This window comes from Nocardiopsis eucommiae (genome assembly GCF_965344335.1).
Classification (GTDB): Bacteria; Actinomycetota; Actinomycetes; order Streptosporangiales; family Streptosporangiaceae; genus Nocardiopsis; species Nocardiopsis eucommiae.
Map to the genome: position 1 here is coordinate 39,949 of NZ_CBDRIY010000004.1, position 18,689 is coordinate 58,637.

The 18,689-nt window shown below is 71.4% G+C and carries 15 protein-coding genes; 6 read left to right on the forward strand and 9 right to left on the reverse strand.

The annotated features are described in order from the left end of the window. The 3 genes from purQ to purS form a co-directional block, all read right to left on the reverse strand. Window positions 1-690 (reverse strand): phosphoribosylformylglycinamidine synthase subunit PurQ, encoded by a 690-nt coding sequence (gene purQ, locus ACRWK8_RS03680; protein WP_017546937.1) that lies wholly within the window; start codon window positions 688-690, stop codon window positions 1-3. 341 nt (window positions 691-1,031) lie between these two features. Continuing rightward, window positions 1,032-1,511, reverse strand: a complete 480-nt coding sequence (locus ACRWK8_RS03685; RefSeq protein ID WP_378747244.1) for an ATP-binding protein — start codon at window positions 1,509-1,511, stop codon at window positions 1,032-1,034. A gap of 223 nt (window positions 1,512-1,734) precedes the next feature. Next, window positions 1,735-1,977, reverse strand: a complete 243-nt coding sequence (gene purS, locus ACRWK8_RS03690; protein ID WP_017546939.1) for a phosphoribosylformylglycinamidine synthase subunit PurS — start codon at window positions 1,975-1,977, stop codon at window positions 1,735-1,737. A gap of 276 nt (window positions 1,978-2,253) precedes the next feature. Here purS and ACRWK8_RS03695 point away from each other — a divergent pair, with 276 nt between their 5' ends. Continuing rightward, a complete protein-coding gene (locus ACRWK8_RS03695; RefSeq protein ID WP_378747235.1) occupies window positions 2,254-2,889 on the forward strand; it encodes a sigma-70 family RNA polymerase sigma factor in 636 nt (211 codons plus the stop codon). A 271-nt stretch (window positions 2,890-3,160) separates the two neighbouring features. On the opposite strand, the gene ACRWK8_RS03700 is transcribed toward ACRWK8_RS03695, so the two are convergent. Next, complete coding sequence (locus tag ACRWK8_RS03700) at window positions 3,161-4,288, reverse strand: CPBP family intramembrane glutamic endopeptidase (RefSeq protein WP_431868325.1); 1,128 nt, start codon at window positions 4,286-4,288, stop codon at window positions 3,161-3,163. 403 nt (window positions 4,289-4,691) lie between these two features. Here ACRWK8_RS03700 and pdhA point away from each other — a divergent pair, with 403 nt between their 5' ends. The 3 genes from pdhA to ACRWK8_RS03715 are packed head-to-tail and all read left to right on the forward strand — an operon-like array spanning window position 4,692 to window position 8,205. Further along, complete coding sequence (gene pdhA / locus ACRWK8_RS03705) at window positions 4,692-5,807, forward strand: pyruvate dehydrogenase (acetyl-transferring) E1 component subunit alpha (protein ID WP_378747224.1); 1,116 nt, start codon at window positions 4,692-4,694, stop codon at window positions 5,805-5,807. Window positions 5,808-5,810: 3 nt separating this feature from the next. Next, the gene (locus tag ACRWK8_RS03710; RefSeq protein ID WP_378747220.1) at window positions 5,811-6,791 is read left to right on the forward strand and encodes an alpha-ketoacid dehydrogenase subunit beta; all 981 of its coding nucleotides are present in this window, start codon (window positions 5,811-5,813) and stop codon (window positions 6,789-6,791) included. A 19-nt stretch (window positions 6,792-6,810) separates the two neighbouring features. Beyond that, entirely contained in the window at window positions 6,811-8,205 is a 1,395-nt protein-coding gene (locus ACRWK8_RS03715; protein WP_431868328.1) for a dihydrolipoamide acetyltransferase family protein, read from the forward strand. Window positions 8,206-8,387: 182 nt separating this feature from the next. Here ACRWK8_RS03715 and ACRWK8_RS03720 read toward each other — a convergent pair whose 3' ends face one another. Further along, window positions 8,388-10,379, reverse strand: a complete 1,992-nt coding sequence (locus ACRWK8_RS03720) for a serine hydrolase domain-containing protein (protein WP_431868330.1) — start codon at window positions 10,377-10,379, stop codon at window positions 8,388-8,390. A gap of 200 nt (window positions 10,380-10,579) precedes the next feature. On the opposite strand from ACRWK8_RS03720, the gene ACRWK8_RS03725 reads away from it, so the two are divergent. Further along, window positions 10,580-12,193: an OmpA family protein gene (locus tag ACRWK8_RS03725; protein WP_431868332.1), complete on the forward strand. Its 1,614-nt coding sequence runs from the start codon at window positions 10,580-10,582 to the stop codon at window positions 12,191-12,193. Window positions 12,194-12,249: 56 nt separating this feature from the next. Here the strand turns inward: ACRWK8_RS03725 and ACRWK8_RS03730 are convergent, their stop codons facing one another. Then, window positions 12,250-13,182: an AEC family transporter gene (locus tag ACRWK8_RS03730; protein WP_378738289.1), complete on the reverse strand. Its 933-nt coding sequence runs from the start codon at window positions 13,180-13,182 to the stop codon at window positions 12,250-12,252. A 99-nt stretch (window positions 13,183-13,281) separates the two neighbouring features. Continuing rightward, on the reverse strand, window positions 13,282-13,716 hold the full coding sequence (locus tag ACRWK8_RS03735; RefSeq protein ID WP_431868334.1) for a hypothetical protein: 435 nt from the start codon (window positions 13,714-13,716) through the stop codon (window positions 13,282-13,284). Window positions 13,717-14,232: 516 nt separating this feature from the next. Between ACRWK8_RS03735 and ACRWK8_RS03740 the strand changes: the two genes are divergently transcribed. Beyond that, a complete protein-coding gene (locus ACRWK8_RS03740; RefSeq protein WP_431868336.1) occupies window positions 14,233-14,838 on the forward strand; it encodes a hypothetical protein in 606 nt (201 codons plus the stop codon). Window positions 14,839-14,980: 142 nt separating this feature from the next. On the opposite strand, the gene ACRWK8_RS03745 is transcribed toward ACRWK8_RS03740, so the two are convergent. Both ACRWK8_RS03745 and ACRWK8_RS03750 read right to left on the reverse strand, forming a co-directional pair. Further along, window positions 14,981-16,087 carry a hypothetical protein gene (locus tag ACRWK8_RS03745; protein WP_431868338.1) on the reverse strand — a complete coding sequence of 369 codons (1,107 nt, stop codon included), beginning with the start codon at window positions 16,085-16,087 and terminating at the stop codon, window positions 14,981-14,983. 342 nt (window positions 16,088-16,429) lie between these two features. Next, a complete protein-coding gene (locus ACRWK8_RS03750) occupies window positions 16,430-18,649 on the reverse strand; it encodes a serine/threonine protein kinase (RefSeq protein ID WP_431868340.1) in 2,220 nt (739 codons plus the stop codon). Between the last annotated feature and the right edge of the window lie 40 nt (window positions 18,650-18,689).

The following is an 18,689-nucleotide window of genomic DNA, read 5'->3' on the forward strand; positions in this document are numbered from 1 at the left end:
TCAGGCCTGGGCCGGGGCGGCCAGGTGGCCGAGGATCGAGGTGAAGAAGCCCAGCCCCTCGGTGGAGGGTCCGGTCAGCGCCTCGACCGCGTGCTCGGGGTGCGGCATCAGCCCGACCACGTTGCCGTGTGCGTTGGTGACGCCCGCGATGTCGCGCCGCGAACCGTTGGGGTTGCCCCCGACGTAGCGGGCGACGACCCGGCCCTCGGACTCCAGCTGGTCCAGGGTCTCCTCGTCGGCGACGTAGCTGCCCTCGCCGCTCTTGAGGACGACGAGGATCTCCTGGCCCTCGTCGTAGCCGTTGGTCCACGCGGTCCGGGTGTTCTCCATCCGCAGGACCTGGTCGCGGTTGACGAACCGCAGCGAGGAGTTGCGGGTGAGGGCACCGGGGAGCAGGTGGCTCTCGCAGAGGATCTGGAAGCCGTTGCAGATGCCCAGGACCGGCAGGGCGCCCGAACGCGCCGCCGGGACCAGCTCGGACATCAGCGGGGCGAACCGGGCGATGGCGCCGCAGCGGAGGTAGTCCCCGTAGGAGAAGCCGCCGGGCAGGACCACCGCGTCGACCCCCTTGAGGTCGGGGTCCGCGTGCCAGAGCGCGACGGGTTCGGCACCCGCCAGGGAGACCGCGCGAGCGGCGTCCTTGTCGTCAAGGGAGCCTGGGAAGGTGACGACGCCCACACGGGCTGTCATGAGCACACTCCGAGTTTGTTTGTTCGACGGGGAGGAGTCGGCGGCTGGCCCGTCGCCGGGACGGCGGAAGACAGCCTGGCGACGCGAGCGCGGAGGATTCCACGGAACACGCCCCACATCCGCAGCGTACCCGCTCACCTGTGCTCGGGTACGACCCTCACCCCCTTCGAGGGGGTTCGTCCTGTGTGATCCTCCCAAGGAAGGCCCGTCTGGAGGGGGTGCGGGTGTGCGACTCGACAGTCCGCGAGGCGTACGTCACTGGGCGGGGGTGACCCCCGCGCACGCCGCGTCCCGCGCGGACGGCGCGCGGGGACGGGCGGGGACCCGGGTCCGGGGTCGGTCTACAGGAGCGCGAAGCGCGTCGAGGGCTGGCCCCGTTCCGAGGCCCCCCGATGGGCGGGGTCGCAGGTGGTGACGCGTTTGCGCAGGATGACAGTGGTGTGGGGTTCGGGACGCAGGTCGACCTCGTCCATGAGGTACCGCATCAGTGAGATGCCCCTGCCCGATTCCGATGTCAGGCCCGGGAGGGGCGTGTGTTCCGAGGCGAATCTCCGGACGAGCGCCCCGCTCTCAGGGGCCCTCCCGGGCTGGGAGATCTGGAGTTCGCACCAGTGGGTGGCGAGCTCCACGCTCACCTCGTAGTCGGGGGATGTCTCCCCGTGTTCGACGGCGTTGGAACAGGCCTCGGAGGCGGCCAGGAGTATGTCGTCGACACACCCGGCGCACAGGCCCGATCGGCGAAGCAGCGCGCCGAGGACGTCGCGTACGACGGCGACCGTGTACGCCTGCCTGGGGAGGGAGATCGAGAAAACGGTGTCCATCCGTGTACCTCTCGTGCTCCGTGTCGGTTACCAGCTCGGCACGGTAGGAACCCTTCCCGAGGCCGCCGCGGGTAAAACGAACAGCCGCGCCCTCGAAGGGACGCGGCTGAACATCCGGGACACTTCCGACACTCGGGGGACCTGGGGACGCGGTTGGCGACGACCGTTTCCCAGCCGTGCGCCGCTCCCACCCCGTGGCCCCCGGTGCCCCTGGGAACCGGGATCAGGCGGGGCGGACCTCGAAGTCCTCGATCACGGTGTTGGCGAGCAGGGTCTCGGCCAGACGGCGCACGTCGGCGAGCTTCGCCTCGTCCACCTCGCCCTCGACCTCGACCTCGAAGCGCTTGCCCTGGCGGACCTGTTCGATCCCCTCGAAACCGAGGCGGGGGCAGGCGCCGGCGATGGCCTGGCCCTGCGGGTCCAGGATCTCGGGCTTGAGCATGACGTCAACCACGACGCGGGCCACAGGTCCTCCACAGGAAAAATGGGTATGCCACTGGTCCGCCGTTCTGTAGGGCGCCTCGTCCGGACGCGCCTGGCGGGCGACGCCAGCGTATGACACCCGGGGACGCGCACGCGTCCTGGCCAGGGGCCACACGGACCTTTGCCGGGTCCTTGCCGGGACAGGTGACGGATTCGACTCGTTCGTGACCCGTATCACCACAATTGCTGTCATCATTGGGAGCGTGCGGCGGCGTCTTACAGGGTGGAAGTGATCATTCGGTCGTCCCGAGGGGGAATCTTGACGACTCTCGAAAAGGATCAGATCTCCACGACCGGTGGGGCCCGTGACGAGGCGCAGACACTGGACTTCGCCACCGCGGTGACACCGTTCGCCGACCAGCTGTACCCGACGGCCCTGCGCATGACGCGCAATCCGGCCGACGCCGAGGACCTGGTCCAGGAGACGTTCGCCAAGGCCTTCGCGAATTTCCACCAGTTCCGTGCCGGAACCAACCTGCGGGCCTGGCTTTACCGGATCCTGACCAACACCTTTATCAACAGCTATCGCAAGAAGCAGCGGGAACCGCGCCAGGAGACCACTGACGAGATCAAGGACTGGCAGCTGGCCGCCGCCGAGACGCACACCTCGTCGGGGATGCGCTCGGCCGAGACCGAGGTCCTGGACCACCTGCCCGACTCCGACATCAAGCAGGCCCTGGCCCGCCTTCCCGAGGAGTTCCAGGAGGTCATCTACCTCGTGGACATCGAGGGGTACGCCTACAAGGAGGTCGCCGCGCGCATGGGCACGCCCCTGGGCACGGTGATGTCCCGCCTGCACCGGGCCCGGCGCCAGCTCCGCGAGATGCTCGCCGACTACGGGCGCGAGCGCGGAATGCGGGTCCCCGCCCAGGAAGCGCGGACCGCGTCCGAGTGACCGTCCGCCTCCGGCCGCGCCCGTGGCCGGAAACCGGGGCCCGAAAAGGTCCGGAGGCCTGCGCCGCCGGGGCCGTGGGGCACACCCGGTAACGGCGTTCGAGCACGCGCCGAGAAGTGCTCCCGGTGAATACGGAACAGACCTGGGCGAAGCGCGGAAACGGGTGGGACCGTCCGCCTTCGGCCACCCACCGGACCCCTGACGGAAAACGCACCGGCAGCGACCCGGGGTCGGCACCGGTGCATTCTCCGCGTTCGGGCCAGTGGACGGTTCAGGGGCCCCAGGGGCCGTTCTCCGTCGCCCGCCCCGATTCCGGAACCCCCGCCGTTCCCGACGTCCCCGGAGCCGGTCCGCCCGCGACCGAGGGGTGAGGTGCCCGCTCCTCCGGGGTCAGCTCCGGCCCCGTCCGCCGGGTGCGGAACCAGACCACGGCCGTGATCGCCACCAGCAGCACGCACGGCACCAGCATCACCGCCGACCCGGCTCCCGAGGAGCGGTCGAACCCCTCGGCGAAGTCGCTGCGCAGGACGGTCGACAGCAGGAAGGCGATCGTGTTGTTCACCGCGTGGATGACCACCGCGATCTCCAGACCCCCCGTGCGCCACGTGACGAGGCTCAGGGCCACGCCCATCGTGAAGTAGTACAGGTTGAGCCAGGGGTCGAGCGCGAGGTGCGCCGTCATGAACAGCAGGCTCGACACCACGACGCCCAGCGCCAGCGCCGTGCGCGGCCCCCGGCCCCAGCTCGCGGCCACCCGGAAGGCCAGGCCACGGAACCCGTACTCCTCGCCGGCCGACTGGATCGGCGCCAGCAGGAGCGTGAGGGCGAAGAGCGCGACGAGGTCCCGGAACGGGTAGTCCGCCTCGGGGGCGGCCGGTCCCATCACGGTGAGGACGGCCATGTAGACCGTCCAGAGCGGCAGGATCACCAGGAGCGCCCGTCCGAAGACCTCCATGCGGAAGGCCGACAGCACGGAGTGCAGTGAGGCGCCGCGCACGCCGTACAGCCACCGCTGGATCAGCATGCTCCACGGGAGGAGCAGGGCGAGGCCGAGCAGGGTCGCGGCGTGGAGCACCGGCGTGTACTCGTCGCCGCCGGTCAGCAGGCTGTCCCGGCCGAGGATCAGGTCGATGAGCATGCCGAGGATCGCGAACCCGAAGCTGAGGACCACCATCCCGCCCATGAGGAGCGCGAGCGCGGCGATCCCGCGCCAGACCTGGCGCTTCTCCGTGGTCAGGACCCGGTGGTACTCCCGTCCCGGGGGAACCGGACGGGGGCCGCGTCGCCGTCGTGGAGCCGGGCCCGGCGGCACGCCGTGGGGTGCGCCGGGCCCCTGGGGTGCGGCGGGGGCGGGTGCCGGAGCGGGGTGCGCCGGTGTGTGGTCGTCTTCGGGGTGCATGGTTCGAACCTAGGCCCGGCCGCCCCGCACACGGCAGTCTCCGGAATCACGCGTTTTCGCTGCGAATCACACGGCCGGTCGTATGACAGCTGTCATCCCGTGCGGCGGTGCCACGGCCCCTCGGACCAGCGGCGTCCGTAGGGGCGCGGACACGTTGCCACAAAGTAGTTGGAAGACCTTGTAAAAGCTAGGAAGCCCTGGTAGTTGCGCTGTCGCCAGGGTTCGGGATCATGGGTCGGACAGGGGAAAAGGTGTCGCTGGGGGCTTGCGCTCTCCATAGTGAGTTCTGTCACGATATGGGGAGGGCTGTCCGCACCCACCCAACACCCCGGGTGGACGGACCGTGATCCGGCCGATCAGCGTTCACCCACGCGAAGTCGGCCCCGAGAACCCGAGGAGCGACGTGTCGCACATCGCCGCGCACGAGGAACCGGAGCTCATTCAGCTCCTGACACCGGAAGGGGAGCTGACCGAGCACCCCGACTACCCCCTGGACATCAGCGCGGAGGAGATCCGCGCGCTCTACCGGGACCTGGTGCTGGTGCGCCGGGTCGACAGCGAGGCGATCACCCTCCAGCGCCAGGGCGAACTGGGCCTGTGGGTCTCGCTCCTGGGTCAGGAAGCCGCGCAGATCGGCTCCGGGCGCGCACTGCGCGACCGTGACATGGCCTTTCCCTCCTACCGCGAGCACGGCGTCGCCTGGTGCCGCGGTATCCAGCCCAAGGAACTGCTCAGCATGTTCCGCGGCGCGAGCAACGGTGGCTGGGACCCGCACGAGCACGGCTTCCACCTGTACACGATCGTCATCGGCAGCCAGGCGCTGCACGCCACCGGCTACGCCATGGGCGTCCAGCGCGACGGCGCGGTCGGTGAGGACGGCACCGCCGTCATCTCCTACTTCGGCGACGGGGCCACGAGCCAGGGCGACACCAACGAGGCGTTCAACTTCGCCTCGGTGAACAACGCCCCCGTGGTCTTCTTCTGCCAGAACAACCAGTGGGCCATCTCCGAGCCGTTGGAGCGCCAGTCCCGCGTGCCGATCTACCGGCGCGCGGCCGGTTTCGGCTTCCCGGGCGTCCGTGTGGACGGCAACGACGTCCTCGCCTGCCTCGCGGTCACCCGCGCCGCCCTGGACAACGCGCGGACCGGCAACGGCCCCACACTGGTCGAGGCGTTCACCTACCGGATGGGCGCCCACACCACCAACGACGACCCCACCCGCTACCGGGACAAGGCCGAGCTCGACGAGTGGAAGGCCAAGGACCCGATCCTGCGCGTGCGCCGCTACCTGGAGGCCAACGGCCTCGCGGACGAGGCCTTCTTCACCGCCGTGGACGAGGAGTCCGACAGGGTCGGTGAGACGGTGCGGACCCAGTGCCGCTCCATGCCCGACCCCGAGCCGCTGGACATCTTCCACGAGGTCTACGCCGAACCCAACGTCCACATCGACCAGCAGCGGGCCGAGTTCGCCGACTACCTGTCCTCCTTCGAGGGTGCGGGCGCGGAAGGGGGCCGCTAGGCCATGGGAACCAACCTCACTATCGGCAAGGCCATCAACGCCGGCCTGCGCGCCGCCATGGAGCACGACCCCAAGGTCCTGATGATGGGCGAGGACGTCGGCAGGCTCGGCGGCGTCTTCCGGGTCACCGACGGCCTGTACAAGGACTTCGGCGCCGACCGGGTCATCGACACCCCGTTGGCCGAGTCCGGCATCGTCGGTACCGCCATCGGTATGGCCATGCGCGGCTACCGCCCCGTCGTGGAGATCCAGTTCGACGGCTTCTTCTTCCCCGCCGCGAACCAGACCTTCACCCAGCTCGCCAAGATGCGCCGCCGCTCGGCGGGCAAGCTCGCCATGCCCGTCGTCATGCGCATCCCGTACGGCGGCGGCATCGGCGCGGTGGAGCACCACAGCGAGTCCCCCGAGGCCTACTTCCAGCACACCGCGGGGCTGCGCGTGGTCACCGTCGCCAACCCGGAGGACGCCTACTGGATGATCCAGCAGGCCATCCGCTCCGACGACCCGGTCATCTTCCTGGAGCCCAAGCGGCGCTACTACGAGAAGACCGAGGTCGACACGGAGGCCTCCATCCACGAGGTCACCCCGCTGGGGTCGGCGCGCGTCGCGCGCCCCGGCACCGACTGCACGCTGCTGGCCTACGGGCCGATGGTCAAGACCGCCCTCCAGGCCGCCGAGGCCGACACCGACCACTCGATCGAGGTCATCGACGTGCGCTCGCTGTCGCCGGTCGACTACCCGACCATCACCGCGTCGGTGAAGCGCACGGGGCGCCTGGTCGTGGCGCACGAGGCGACCCTCACCGGCGGCCCCGGCGCGGAGATCGCCGCCCGGGTCACGGAGGAGTGCTTCTACCACCTGGAGTCGCCGGTCATCCGCGTGGCCGCGTTCGACACCCCGTACCCGCAGTCCAGGCTGGAGGAGCACTACCTGCCGGACCTGGACCGGGTCCTGGACGGCGTTGACCGGGCGTTCGCGTACTAGATCGGGGATACCGCAAGACATGGCGATTCAGAAGAGCACGCCCGCGGTCGACGGCGTGCACGCGTTCACACTGCCCGACGTCGGTGAGGGCCTGGTCGAGGCCGAGCTCCTCACCTGGTACGTCAAGCCGGGCGACACCGTGGCCGACGGTCAGATGATCTGTGAGATCGAGACCGCCAAGGCCGTCGTGGAGCTTCCCTGCCCGTTCTCCGGGACGGTCCGGGAGCTGCTGGCCGCCGAGGGCGAGACGGTGGAGGTCGGCTCGGTGATCATCACCGTGGACGACGGCACCGGCGGTTCCGGTGCCGCCGCCCCGGACACGTCCGGGGCGGCCCGGCCCGAGAAGGCCGGGGAGGCCGAGGAGGCCCGGGAGAAGCCCCTCGTGGGCTACGGGGAGAAGGCCGCCGCCACCCAGCGTCGCGCCCGCCGCCGCCCGAGCCCGTCCGGCCCGGTGTCCCCGCCCGTGCCCAGGCCCGCCGAGGCCGCACCCGCGGTCGAGGCCGTGCCCGCGCCGGGGCGGCCGCTGGCCAAGCCCCCGGTCCGCAAGCTGGCCAAGGACCTCGGGGTGGACCTCAGCACGGTCGCGCCCAGCGGCAAGGGCGGGATCGTGACCCGTGAGGACGTCCACGCGGCCGTCGGGGGCGGCTCCGCGCCCGCTCCGGTGGCCGCCGAGACGGTCACGGAGGCCGCGCCCGCGACGGACCGCACCGCGCGTGAGCGGCGCGTCCCGATCAAGGGCGTGCGCAAGCACACCGCCGCCGCCATGGTGAACAGCGCGTTCACGGCGCCGCACGTCACCGAGTTCCTCCAGGTGGACGTCACGAGGACGATGAAGGCGGTGTCCCGGCTGCGCGAGCGCCGCGACTTCGCCGACGTCCGGGTGTCGCCGCTCCTGCTGGTGGCCAAGGCCCTGCTCATGGCGGTGCGCCGCCACCCGGAGGTCAACTCCTCGTGGGACGAGGAGGCCCAGGAGATCGTGGTCAAGGACTACGTGAACCTGGGGATCGCGGCCGCCACCGAGCGCGGTCTGGTGGTGCCCAACATCAAGGACGCCGACTCCCAGACCCTCCCGGAGCTGGCGGCGTCCCTGAAGGCGCTCACCGACACGGCGCGTTCGGGGAAGACCACCCCGGCCGACATGTCCGGCGGGACCATCACCATCACCAACGTCGGCGTGTTCGGTGTGGACGCCGGTACGCCGATCATCAACCCGGGTGAGGCCGCCATCCTCGCGTTCGGGCAGATCCGCGACATGCCGTGGGTCCACAAGGGCGAGCTGAGGATCCGGAAGGTGACGACCCTGTCGCTCTCCTTCGACCACCGTCTGGTCGACGGTGAACTGGGCTCCAAGGTGCTGCGCGACGTCGGCACCGCGCTGGAGGACCCGGAGCTGACCGCCCTGGCCTGGGGGTAGTCGAAGTTCGAGGGGCCGGTGCGGTCGGGGGAGACCCCCGGCCGCACCGGCCCTCACGTGTGGACGGACCCGCCCCCAAGGGGGTGGGGGCGGGTCCTACTCAGAGGTGTTCCCGCAACGGGGGCGTGACCAACCCTTGACCCCCGCTTTTTCCGGAGCACATGGGGGGCACGCGGCGTCGGTCAGGCGAACGGCCAGACCAGACCGTACTGGGCGCCCACGGCGACGACGGCCAGGGCGGCCACCGGGAGCAGCGAGTAGTGGACCCGGCGGACCGGCCCCCACCATCCGCGCACCCAGGCGGCGACCGCGAACCCGGCGGTGACCAGGGCGAGCGGGACCGCGAGGCCCAACGGGAGGGAGAGCGCCGCCGAGCCGTCGAGCAGCCACTCCTGGAGCCGGTTGAGGTCCAGCACCGCGTAGACGACCAGTCCCACCCCGGTCAGGCACGCCAGGGCGGTCAGCCCGGACGACACCGCGGCGGCGGTCCGGGCCGCTCCTCCCGGGCGGCGGAGACGGACGGCCCCGCCGATCAGGAGCAGCAGGGAGACGGCGACCGTCGCCAGGTGCGCGGCGGGGGACCCCCACGCCGGGACGCGGTCGTAGCCGCTGGTGGGGTTGGCGTCCAGGTACACGGCGACGGCCTCGCCGTCCTCCATGACGAACGCCAGCCGGTCGCCGCTCTCCCCGGCCTCGAACACGTCGTGGCCCACCGGGACCCAGCGGTCGTCCGGCACCAGGCCGCCGCGCACGCTCAGGGCTCCGTCGCCCGCGTCCCGCACGGTGACGTTGTCGAACAGCGTGACGATCCGCCCGCTCCCCGAGCCGGGGCGCCGGGTGGTGACGTAGGAGCCGGTGTACGCGCCCGCCTCGGTCGCGTCCGTGCCCTCGGTGTCCGCTTCGTCCGTGCCTTCCGTACGCGCCGCGTCCGGGCCCACGGCGACCGTCCCGCCTGAACTCACGGCGCCCGTCCCGTCCGTCTCCCCGTCCGGGGCGAAGGTGTCGACGAAGGCGTTCAGCACGGTGAAGCGCAGGTCCCGGAGGGGGTCGGCGCCCGCGTCGGGACCGGAGTCGTCCCCGTTGACGGCCACGAACACCCCGGCGTCGATCCCGGGCACGAGCACGTAGCCGGTGTGGAGGCCGTCGAGGTCGCCGCCGTGGCCCACGGCCCGGGACGGACCGGTCCGGAACTCGTACGTCCCGTAGCCCATCGCGGTGGCCTCCGGGTGGACCTCGAACCGCCGGTCGAGCATGGCCTCGGCCCACTCCGTGCCGAGCACGCGTTCGCCGTCCAGCTCACCCCCGCCGAGCAGCGCCAGCATGAACCGGGCCATGTCGTCGCCCGTGGTCACGGCGGCCCCGGCCGGGGTCAGCGGGATGTGGGGGTAGGGAACCGGGGAGCCGTCCGACCGGTGGGCGGTGACGAGGCCGTCCTCCTCGTGGAGCTGCCGGAACCGGCTGCCGTCCATACCCAGCGGGGCGAACACGTTCCGCTCCACGTACTCCTCGAACGGCACCCCGCTCACCTCCTGGACCACGAACCCGGCCAGCCCGGTCCCGTAGTTGGAGTAGGCCGTGAACCGGCCGGGCGGGAACAGCCGCTCGGGGGTGTTGTCCCGCAGGAACTCCTCCAGGCCGCGCTGGCCCGCCGGGTCGTCGGGGTCGTCCATCTCGGTGCGCTCGTCGAACCCGGCGCTGTGGGTGAGCAGGTGGTGGAGGGTGACGGGCCGTCCCTCGTGGGTGTCCGGGACCCGGAGGTCCTCGGGCAGGTAGGTGTTGACGTCCTCGTCCGGGTCCACCTCGCCGCGCTCGACCAGCTGGAGGACGGCCAGGGCGGTGAAGGACTTGGCGACGGACGCGGTGGGGAGCCCGTGGGCCTCCGGGTCCAGCGGCGTACCGGTGGCGAGGTCGGCCTCCCCGTGCGCGGCGGAGGCCAGCGGAGCGCCGTCCCCGACGACAGACACCACCACGCCGGGGGCGCCGTGTTCGGCCAGCAGCTCGGGGACGCGTTGGTCGACGAACTCCCGTGCGGTCTCCTCGGTGAGTCCGGGAGAGGGAGGTGGGGGAGCGACGGGCGCGGCGCTCGCGGCGGCCGGAAGGACCAGGGCGGCCGCCAGGGCGAGGCCGAGAGGGGCGGTGAGGAGGCGGAGGGAGGGCAGGGATGGCGCGGGCAACTGGTGACTCCAAGAGGTGTTCCGATGTCACTCCCCACGCTAGGAATCCGGCCCCTCGGAGGCACTGGAGCCCGCGACCCTCCTCCGGGTACGGCCAGCTGTAGTACGCCCCGGAAGAAACCCCGAACCGGCAAAAACCAACACAGCGTTGGTCGAGTCCTAGAGAGTGTTGGAGAATCGAGCCGAGGAGCACCCCCCCCATGCCCACACGACGGACCCGCGTACTGACCGCGACCGCGCTGACCGCCGCCGTCGCACTGGCCCTTACCGGCTGCGGCGTCGTCCGTGACCTCCGGTCCGGCGACGAACCCGAACCCCTCACCGAGGTCATCGAGCCCGAGGAGGAGAGTCCCGAGGTCGACCCCGACTTCCCCTACACCCGTGAGGGCACGATCTTCCAGGACACCGGCCAGGACTCCACCCTGCGCTTCTCGATCACCGGTCTGGAGCGCACCGACGAGTACACCGTCCTCCACTACGAAGAGACCTACGTCGACCACTTCCAGGGCATCGTCAGCAACCTGGCGATGCCCGCCACCCTGGTCGACCCGGTCAGCGGACGCGCCTACGCCGAACTCACCGACGCGGACGGCTACCCCTACGGATCCGTGCCCCCCGACGACGGGGTCTTCCCGGTCGGGGTGGGCGCCACCAACCAGTACCGGGCCTACTTCCCCCGCCTGCCCGACGAGGTCGAGCAGGTCACCCACGTCGGCAGCGGACTCGGCGCGATGACCGGCGTCCCCGTCGTGGACGTGGACGAGGAACAGGCCGACCCCGTGGACCCCGACGGCGCGGGCATGACCACCCGGACCGGCCCCGAGGCGGGCGAGACGGTCGCGTTCGAGAACGAGCGCCCCGCGCCCGGCTGGGAGGAGTGGATCGGTGAGATGGAGAGCTTCGTCGACTCCGACGTCTCCTCCACCACCCGCGACGGCGACACCGAGACGGTCGCCCTGAAGGCCGACGTCATGTTCGACTTCGACTCCGCCGCACTCACCTCCGAGGCCGAGGGGATCGTCCGCGAGGCCGCCGCGTCCCTGGAGCGCAACATCGACCCGGACGACCCCGAGGTGACCGTGATCGGCCACACCGACGGCAAGGGCACCGACGACTACAACCAGACCCTCTCGGAGGAGCGCGCCGCGACCGTCCGCGACGTGCTGGAGGAGGAACTGGAGGAGGACCTCACCCTCACCGTGGAGGGGCGGGGCGCCGCCGAACCCGTGGCCGAGGAGGGCGGATCCGACACCGAGGAGGCCGAGGCGCGCAACCGTCGGGTGGAGTTCTCGTACCGCGTGGACCGGAACGGGGCCTCCGGCGGCGACGCCGAGGAGGGCGGTCTCGGCTCCAGCGAGCGGCACGTGTACCCGCCCGCCCCGTTCGTCGAGGACGACACCGCCGAGGTCGTGGACACCGTCACCGACGGCGACATCCGGCTGGACGTGCATCCGCTGCGCCGCGACGGCGCCTACGTGATCAGCACGGTGACGCTCACCAACACCGGCGACGCACCGGCATCGCCCGACATGGGCGGCGAGGACGCGGCCTCCCCGGGCGGCCCGACCGAGTTCAGCCAGGGTGCGCTCGGCGGCTTCCAGCTCCTGGAGCCCGGCACCGACCTGGTCCGCTACGTGACCCTGCTGAACTTCGGCGGACAGAGCTTCTCGGGCTTCGCGGAGGAGGTCCACGAGATGCAGCCGGACAACGCGTACCAGCTCATCGCGGTCTTCGCGGCCCCGCCCGCGAGCGTGGAGACGCTGACCCTGCGCGCGGGCCCCTTCGGGGAGATCGAGGACGTCCCCTTCACGTGACCGGGGACCGCCCCCGATGACCGGGGACCGCCAACGACCGCCCGTGGCCCCGGCGGTCAGCCCAGCAGGAAGGTGATGGCGAACAGCACCGGCACCGTGAGGAAGGTGGTCAGCAGGATCACCTCGCGCGTGAGGGTCTCGCCGGTCCGGTACAGGGTGGCGTAGTTGAACACGTTCTGCGCCGTCGGCAGGGCCGCGAGGACCACCACGGAGAACAGGGCGGCGCCGTCCAGGCCGAACACCAGGGACCCCAGCGCCCAGGCGATCACCGGCAGCCCCACCGACTTCAGGAGCACCGCCAACAGGATCGGGACCTGGTCCGGTCCGGCGCGACCCGGCAGGGAGCTGCCGTGCAGGGAGATCCCGAAGGCCAGGAGCATCGCCGGGACGGCCATGCCGCCGATCAGCTCGAACGGTTCCATCAGGGGAGCGGGCGGGACCCAGCCGGAGGCGGAGAGTGCGACCCCGGCGATGGAGGCGATCACCACCGGGTTGCGCACGGGGGTGCCCAGGGAGCGCCGGAGGACCGGCCAGAACCCGCGCGCGGTGCCGTTGGCCAGGTCCAGGACGGTCAGGGAGACGGGGGCCAGCACCAGCAGCTGGAACAGCAGGATCGGGGCGACCAGGGAGGCGTCCCCGAGGACGTACACCGAGATCGGGATGCCCAGGTTGCCCGCGTTCACGTACGAGGAGCCCAGCACGCCGACGGTGGTGCGGCCGACGCCCCAGCGGCGGACCACGCCCACCACGAGGAAGGCGAGCGCCGCGATGACCACGGCCAGCACGCTCACGAGGACCGGCCCCGAGACCAGGATGGACAGGTCCGTCCGGGCGAGGATCGTGAACAACAGAGCGGGACTGGCGACGAAGAACGCCAGCTTGCTGAGGACCTCTCTGGCCCCCGGACCGAGCAGGGGTATGCGCCCGAGCATGTAGCCGATGACGACAATGCTGGCGATGACCCCGAACCCGACGATGACCCCGGACAAGGAGCGCCCTCCGAACAACCGTGCGGCCGCGACCCGCCGAGGCTAACGGAGTCCGTCACAAAGCGAAACGGCCCACGTCACACCACGGAAAGTGACCGATCAGTGCTCCGGGTCGCACTCCTGCCGGGCCTGGAGGGCGTCCACCATCCTGCGGCGGCGGGCCTCCCGGACCGACACCGAGACGATGCGGGTGACCGCGACGGCGGTGATCACCGCCAGGGGGAGGGCCAGCGCGGTGGCCGGCTGCCGGATGGGCCGGTAGTTCGCGCCGTCGGGGCCCACCACCAGGTAGCCCGAGGGACGGACCCGGGTGAGGCCGATGCCCCCGGCGCCTTCCCCGCCGAAGAACGGGAGGTTGCCGGTGCCGCCGCCCATGGTGCTCAGGGTGCTGACCCTGGCGACGGGGACCACTGTGGTCGCTCCCGAACTCACCGGGGAGCCGAAGGCCGTGGCGGACCCGGCCACGGCGCGGGTGTTGTCGAGCAGCGAGGTCAGCGCGGCCATGGTGCCGCGCTGGTTCCGTTTCCTGGGCATCCGAGGTGTCCTCTCCCTGGGGTCGCGGGATTTCACGCTATAGGGGGTTCTCCACGAACGCGATGAGGAGCACCTCGCGGGTGTGTCCGAGCGGCCCGGGTGGTGCGCGGGGTGCGTGGGAGGGGACGGGAGCCCTGGGAGGCACGGGAGCCGTGGAGGCGCCTGGGGCACGCACTCCGGCACCGGACACGGGGACGGCGTCCGCCCAGGCGTGGTGGGGCGGGTGGTCGCCCGGCGGCACACGGTCCCGCACCGGGCCGTGGGTACACGCCGAAGCGTGTTTCGGAACGGCGAGCCTGCATCAATCGGACGCACCATTCCTGCGTCAGGCACAGGGGTAAGTGCTGATTGGACATGTTTTGCGATCCCCCGCAGACGATTCTTCGGATCCAATCGTTTTCACCGAACGCGGAGGGGCCATCACAAGAGCGGTTGCCCGAGGCAGCGGAGGAGCCCCCACACTCCTCCATCACACGTTCCAGGCGGGCCCTCACCTGCTCAAGGAGAAGAACACCCATGGCGCACATTCACGCCCACGTCACCACCGGATTCGAGAAGCGCAAGGAGACCCTCGCGGGCGGCACCGCCTTCATCCTCTACTGGGACCGGTCCGACCTGGGCATCTACTACCCCGTCAGCCTGCTCGGAGGTTCCGGTGGGGACAAGCACGACTTCGCGTTCAAGGACGGCATCTCCCCGTCCTCGATCCTCCAGTTCCGCTTCGACACGGCGGCCGACGAGCTGACCGAGGCGGTCCTGGACGACACCAACCTGCACTTCCGCCGGGGCCGCACCGGTTCCTGGGAGCGGGCCGTGCAGCGCAAGGGCAGCGACTACTACATCGCCGCCGAAGGCTCGAACAACAGCATGACCGGCATCCAGCAGGGTCACGTCTACGACGAGCAGATTCGCTTCGCCCTGCGCATGGCCATCGCGGGCAAGGGCGACTCGTGGATCTCCGCCGACGAGAACTCCGGCAGCATCCGCATGCGTGACGACGTCATGCGGCGGGCGCACCTGGTGGCCCTTCGCCGGGGCGACGACCTCAATGACGCCACCGGTGGCTACGACGCGAAGTTCTACCCGATGTCCTCGGCCGAGCTGATCGACGAGATCAAGTAGTACCGGGGCGGGATCGTGTGGGTGCCCGGAGGGAACTCCGCCGGGCACCCACACGCGTACCCGGCGGACGGGTGTGATCCGCAGGAGTACGCGTCGCGGCCTCGGAGAGGGGCGAGGGTAGGACCCGGTCTGGGATCGGGTGTCAGGCGGTGGGGCTTTCCGAGGGGGCGTCCGGCGGCGGCTCCTGGGACCACCGCACCACCAGGGGCCAGCCGTCCATGGAGGTGTCGTGGTAGCGCGGGAACGTCTCCTCGGTCTCCGTCACCGCCCCCTCCTCCAGGTCCACCCGGAACCACGCCTCCTCGGTCTGGAGCAGGATCGCGTCGCGCTCGGGCGCCAGCGTGTACTGCACGACCGGGCTGGAGGCGTCCTCCAGCAGAGGGGTCGTGCCGTAGCTCTGGCCCTCGACTGTGAGCAGGTGAGCGCCCGTGACCCCCTCACCGCCGCCGTCCGGGCGGAGCAGGGCCTGCTCACCGCCCCAGACCGGCGCGTCGTCGAAGGTCTGCCACTGCTCGCCCCCGGTGGTGAGGGTCGCGTTCACGACGGTGCCGTTGGTCGATCGCACCACGAGGTTGCCCTCGCCCCCGGTGACCTGCTGGGTGGGGACGCTGTTGCGGATGTGCAGGGAACCGTCCGGAGTGATCGTCCAGTCGCTGGGCCGTTGCCCCTCCCCGAGGGCCAGACTGCCCTCCTGGTTGGGGGTGCCCGCGGGCGCCTCCAGCGGTACCGACTTGACCTGCGGCGGCTGCCCCTGGCCCTGCGCGGAGACGTACCAGAGCCGCTCCCCGTGGATCACCGGGTCCGAGAGCTTCTCGTCCCCCGAGGCCTGGATGGTCTCGACCGGCTGGTACGAGAACTCCTCGCCCTCCTCCTCGGCGTCCTCGGGGTCGCTCAGACCCGCCAGGTGCACGGCGTTGGGCTCGTTGGTGACGAAGGCGAAGTACTGCCAGTCCTCCGAGAACCTCTTGTGCACCGGGACTGCGGGCGCCATCGGGTCGACGGCCCCGTCGGGGAGGTCGATTCGCTGGAGGGGCGCCCCGGTCGCGGGGTCGTGGAAGACCAGGACCTGCTGGGTCTCCGGGTCACCGCCCTCGAACCCCCGGTGCACCAGGGCCAGACCCACCAGGCCGCCCTCGGTGAGCTCCTCGACCGTCTCCGGAGCGTCGTCCGAGGACGACCCGGAGGAGGACTCGCACGCGGTCACGGCGAGGAGGCACACAGCGGAGGCCAAGGCGAGTGAACGCCGCATGGATCGCCTTTCGGGGGACGAAGGAGGAGCGGGTGGTTCCAGGGTGTGGGATCCCCGGCGACACGTCACGGTTCTCCCCGAACCTCACGTTATCCGAGGGCCCGGTCGAGAGGGGCCCGGACTCCGAAGAGGCTCAACCGGTCCATTTCCTGATCGCGAGGGGTCATCGCGCCCGCCCGTTTCGTTCCGCGGCAGAAGGGGTCTGAGCGGGCGGCCACCGTTCCTTCACCCTTCGACAAGGAAATGCGGGGGAGGGGCGTGCGAAGGTCCGGACCATTCCCTTGGTGGTGTGCCGTCGAAAGGAATGCCCGACTCTCCACGTGCCTGGGCACCCCGAGGTCGCTACTCGTCGGCGTTGGGGGAGGGGGACGGCGAGGGATCGGGTTCTTCTTCCTCCTCCTCTTCCTCCTCCGCAGCGGCCTCCTCCTCGGCCAGGCGTTCCGCCTCGGCGGCACGCTCCGCGGCACGGGTCGTGCAGACCTCCTCGGCGGGGGCCGCGCCCCCGTCGACCGCGACGACGACGAAGCAGTACTCGGCCTGGGTGTCGTCCGTGGGGACCTGCGCGGTCACCGCGCCGGGGCCGGTTCTGGCCAGGGTCACCGGGGCGTGCCCCTGCGGGCCGCCGACCACGAAGTACGAACCGGTGCCGCCCGTGTGGTCGGTCCAGGACAGGGTGACGGCGCTGAGGGTGTCGTCCAGCCTGACCTCGGACGGAGGGCTCCCCTCGGGCAGGGGTGAGGGCGCCGCCACCGGCTCCGCGGCCGTCTCCTCGTCCTTCGTCGCCTCGACCTCCTCGCTGGCCACGGTCTCGACCACGGGCTGGGAGGGGGTCCTGGCGGCGAAGGCACTGCCCACGACGGTGACCAGGAGGACCCCGCAGACTGTCACGCCGATGTGCATCTGCTTGCGCCACCGAGGCGGTTCGAGGGGCGTGGAGAGCGAGTCCCACTCCGGGTCCGAGGAACGTTCCTCGACGATCTCGTCGGCGGGCAGGTACGCGGACTCCGCGTCCCCTTTCCATCCCTCCAGCCGGGCCCAGGCGCGCAGCGGGGAGACCTCCTCGCCGCGCAGCTTGGCCATCATCAGGTCGGCGGTGCTGTGCGGGGACGCCTCGGGGACCGCGCCGTGGCGCTCCCGCTCCTCCGGAGTGGGCAGGGCGCGCTGGGGCGGACGCAGACTCGACGCGCTCGCCAGACGGGACCTGTCCTCCGGCGGGGTCGAGGGCGGTTGGGCGGGACCCGTCTCCACGGGGGGCGCGTGCGGCGGCCGGGGAGAGGGAGGCGGTGGGGGCGGTGGGGTGTGCGGCCCCGACGGCGAGGACAGGTGCGAGATCTGGGGACCCGACGGCGCGGCGAAGGGCGTCTGCGGACCGGACGGGGGCGCGATGGGGGCCTGGGGTCCGGAGGGTGCGGCGAAGGGCGTCTGTGCCCCGGACGGGTGAACCGGGAAGGCTGTTTGGGGACCGGAGGGAGGAGCGATGGGGGCCTGGGGGCCCGAAGGCGTGGTGAAGGCCGCCTGTGGTCCTGACGGCGCGGCGAAGGGTGCTTGGGGTCCCGAAGCTGACGGGAAGGGCGCCTGTGCCCCCGAAGGGGCCGCCGAGGTCCAGGTCTCCGGAGAGACGGGCGGTGTCTGCGGCCCGCTGTGCGCGAGCGGTTCCTGGGGCCCCGAGGCCGCGGGGCGAGGACCGGTGGAGGCGTCCACCGGGGCACCGAGCATCGAGGTCTGCGCACCGCTGGGAGCCGTGCCGGGACGCCCGGAGCGCGCCTTCTCGAAGGCCGCCGCGAACTCCGCCGGGCTCGCGTGGCGGGTGGCCGGGTCCTTCGCCAGGGCACGGGTGAGGACCCCGCGCAGGGAACGGGACACGTCCTGACGCGGTACCGGCGCGATCTCCTCGCTGAGCACCCGCTGGGCGTAGGCCCGGGGATCGAAGGGGGAACCGTCCGTGGTGGAGAACGGCGCCCGGCCCGTGAGCATCGTCCAGACCGTCGAGGCGAGCTGGTAGACGTCCGACGCCGCCGTGCGGGGTTCTCCGCGCAGCGACTCCGGTGGCGAGTGGAGGAACGACTCCATCTGGGCGGGCGGCGGGGACAGCGCCTCACCGATCCGGCAGATCGCACCGAAGCCCGTGAGCACCGGGGTCCGACCGGCACGCAGGACGTTGCCGGGACTGATGTCGTTGTGCAGCAGTCCCCGAGCGTGCAGGGCTCCCAGCGCCCCCGCGACACTGCGGGCGACCGCCGCCGCCTCCTGGATGGGAGCGGGTCCCTTCCGCGCCAGCATCTCCCCGAACGAACCGTCCGGGTAGAACGGCGTGACCACGAAGAACGCACCGTCCGCCGTGGACCCGGCGTCCAGCAGGGGCACCACACCGGGCACCCCGTCGAGGGTGCGCAGGTGCCCGAGCTCGGACTGCCCCGCCTCCATCGGCAGCACCTTGAGCACCACCTCGGCGCCGCTGGTCACACGGACCGCGCGGAAGATCCGGGCACGGCGTCCCTGACGCAGCTGCGTGGAGGTCTCGTATCCCGGGGCCCAGGCGGGCAGGGGAGCGGAACCAGACATGCGAGATCGCCCCCTTCGTGGTGGAGGCCCGCCCGGTCAG

Coding starts and splice junctions, on each gene's coding strand:
- purQ (WP_017546937.1), bottom strand. CDS start 690: ATGACAGCCCGTGTGGGCGTCGTCACCTTCCCAGGCTCCCTTGACGAC.
- ACRWK8_RS03685 (WP_378747244.1), bottom strand. CDS start 1,511: ATGGACACCGTTTTCTCGATCTCCCTCCCCAGGCAGGCGTACACGGTC.
- ACRWK8_RS03700 (WP_431868325.1), bottom strand. CDS start 4,288: ATGCACCCCGAAGACGACCACACACCGGCGCACCCCGCTCCGGCACCC.
- ACRWK8_RS03710 (WP_378747220.1), top strand. CDS start 5,811: ATGGGAACCAACCTCACTATCGGCAAGGCCATCAACGCCGGCCTGCGC.
- ACRWK8_RS03715 (WP_431868328.1), top strand. CDS start 6,811: ATGGCGATTCAGAAGAGCACGCCCGCGGTCGACGGCGTGCACGCGTTC.
- ACRWK8_RS03725 (WP_431868332.1), top strand. CDS start 10,580: ATGCCCACACGACGGACCCGCGTACTGACCGCGACCGCGCTGACCGCC.
- ACRWK8_RS03735 (WP_431868334.1), bottom strand. CDS start 13,716: ATGCCCAGGAAACGGAACCAGCGCGGCACCATGGCCGCGCTGACCTCG.
- ACRWK8_RS03740 (WP_431868336.1), top strand. CDS start 14,233: ATGGCGCACATTCACGCCCACGTCACCACCGGATTCGAGAAGCGCAAG.
- ACRWK8_RS03745 (WP_431868338.1), bottom strand. CDS start 16,087: ATGCGGCGTTCACTCGCCTTGGCCTCCGCTGTGTGCCTCCTCGCCGTG.
- ACRWK8_RS03750 (WP_431868340.1), bottom strand. CDS start 18,649: ATGTCTGGTTCCGCTCCCCTGCCCGCCTGGGCCCCGGGATACGAGACC.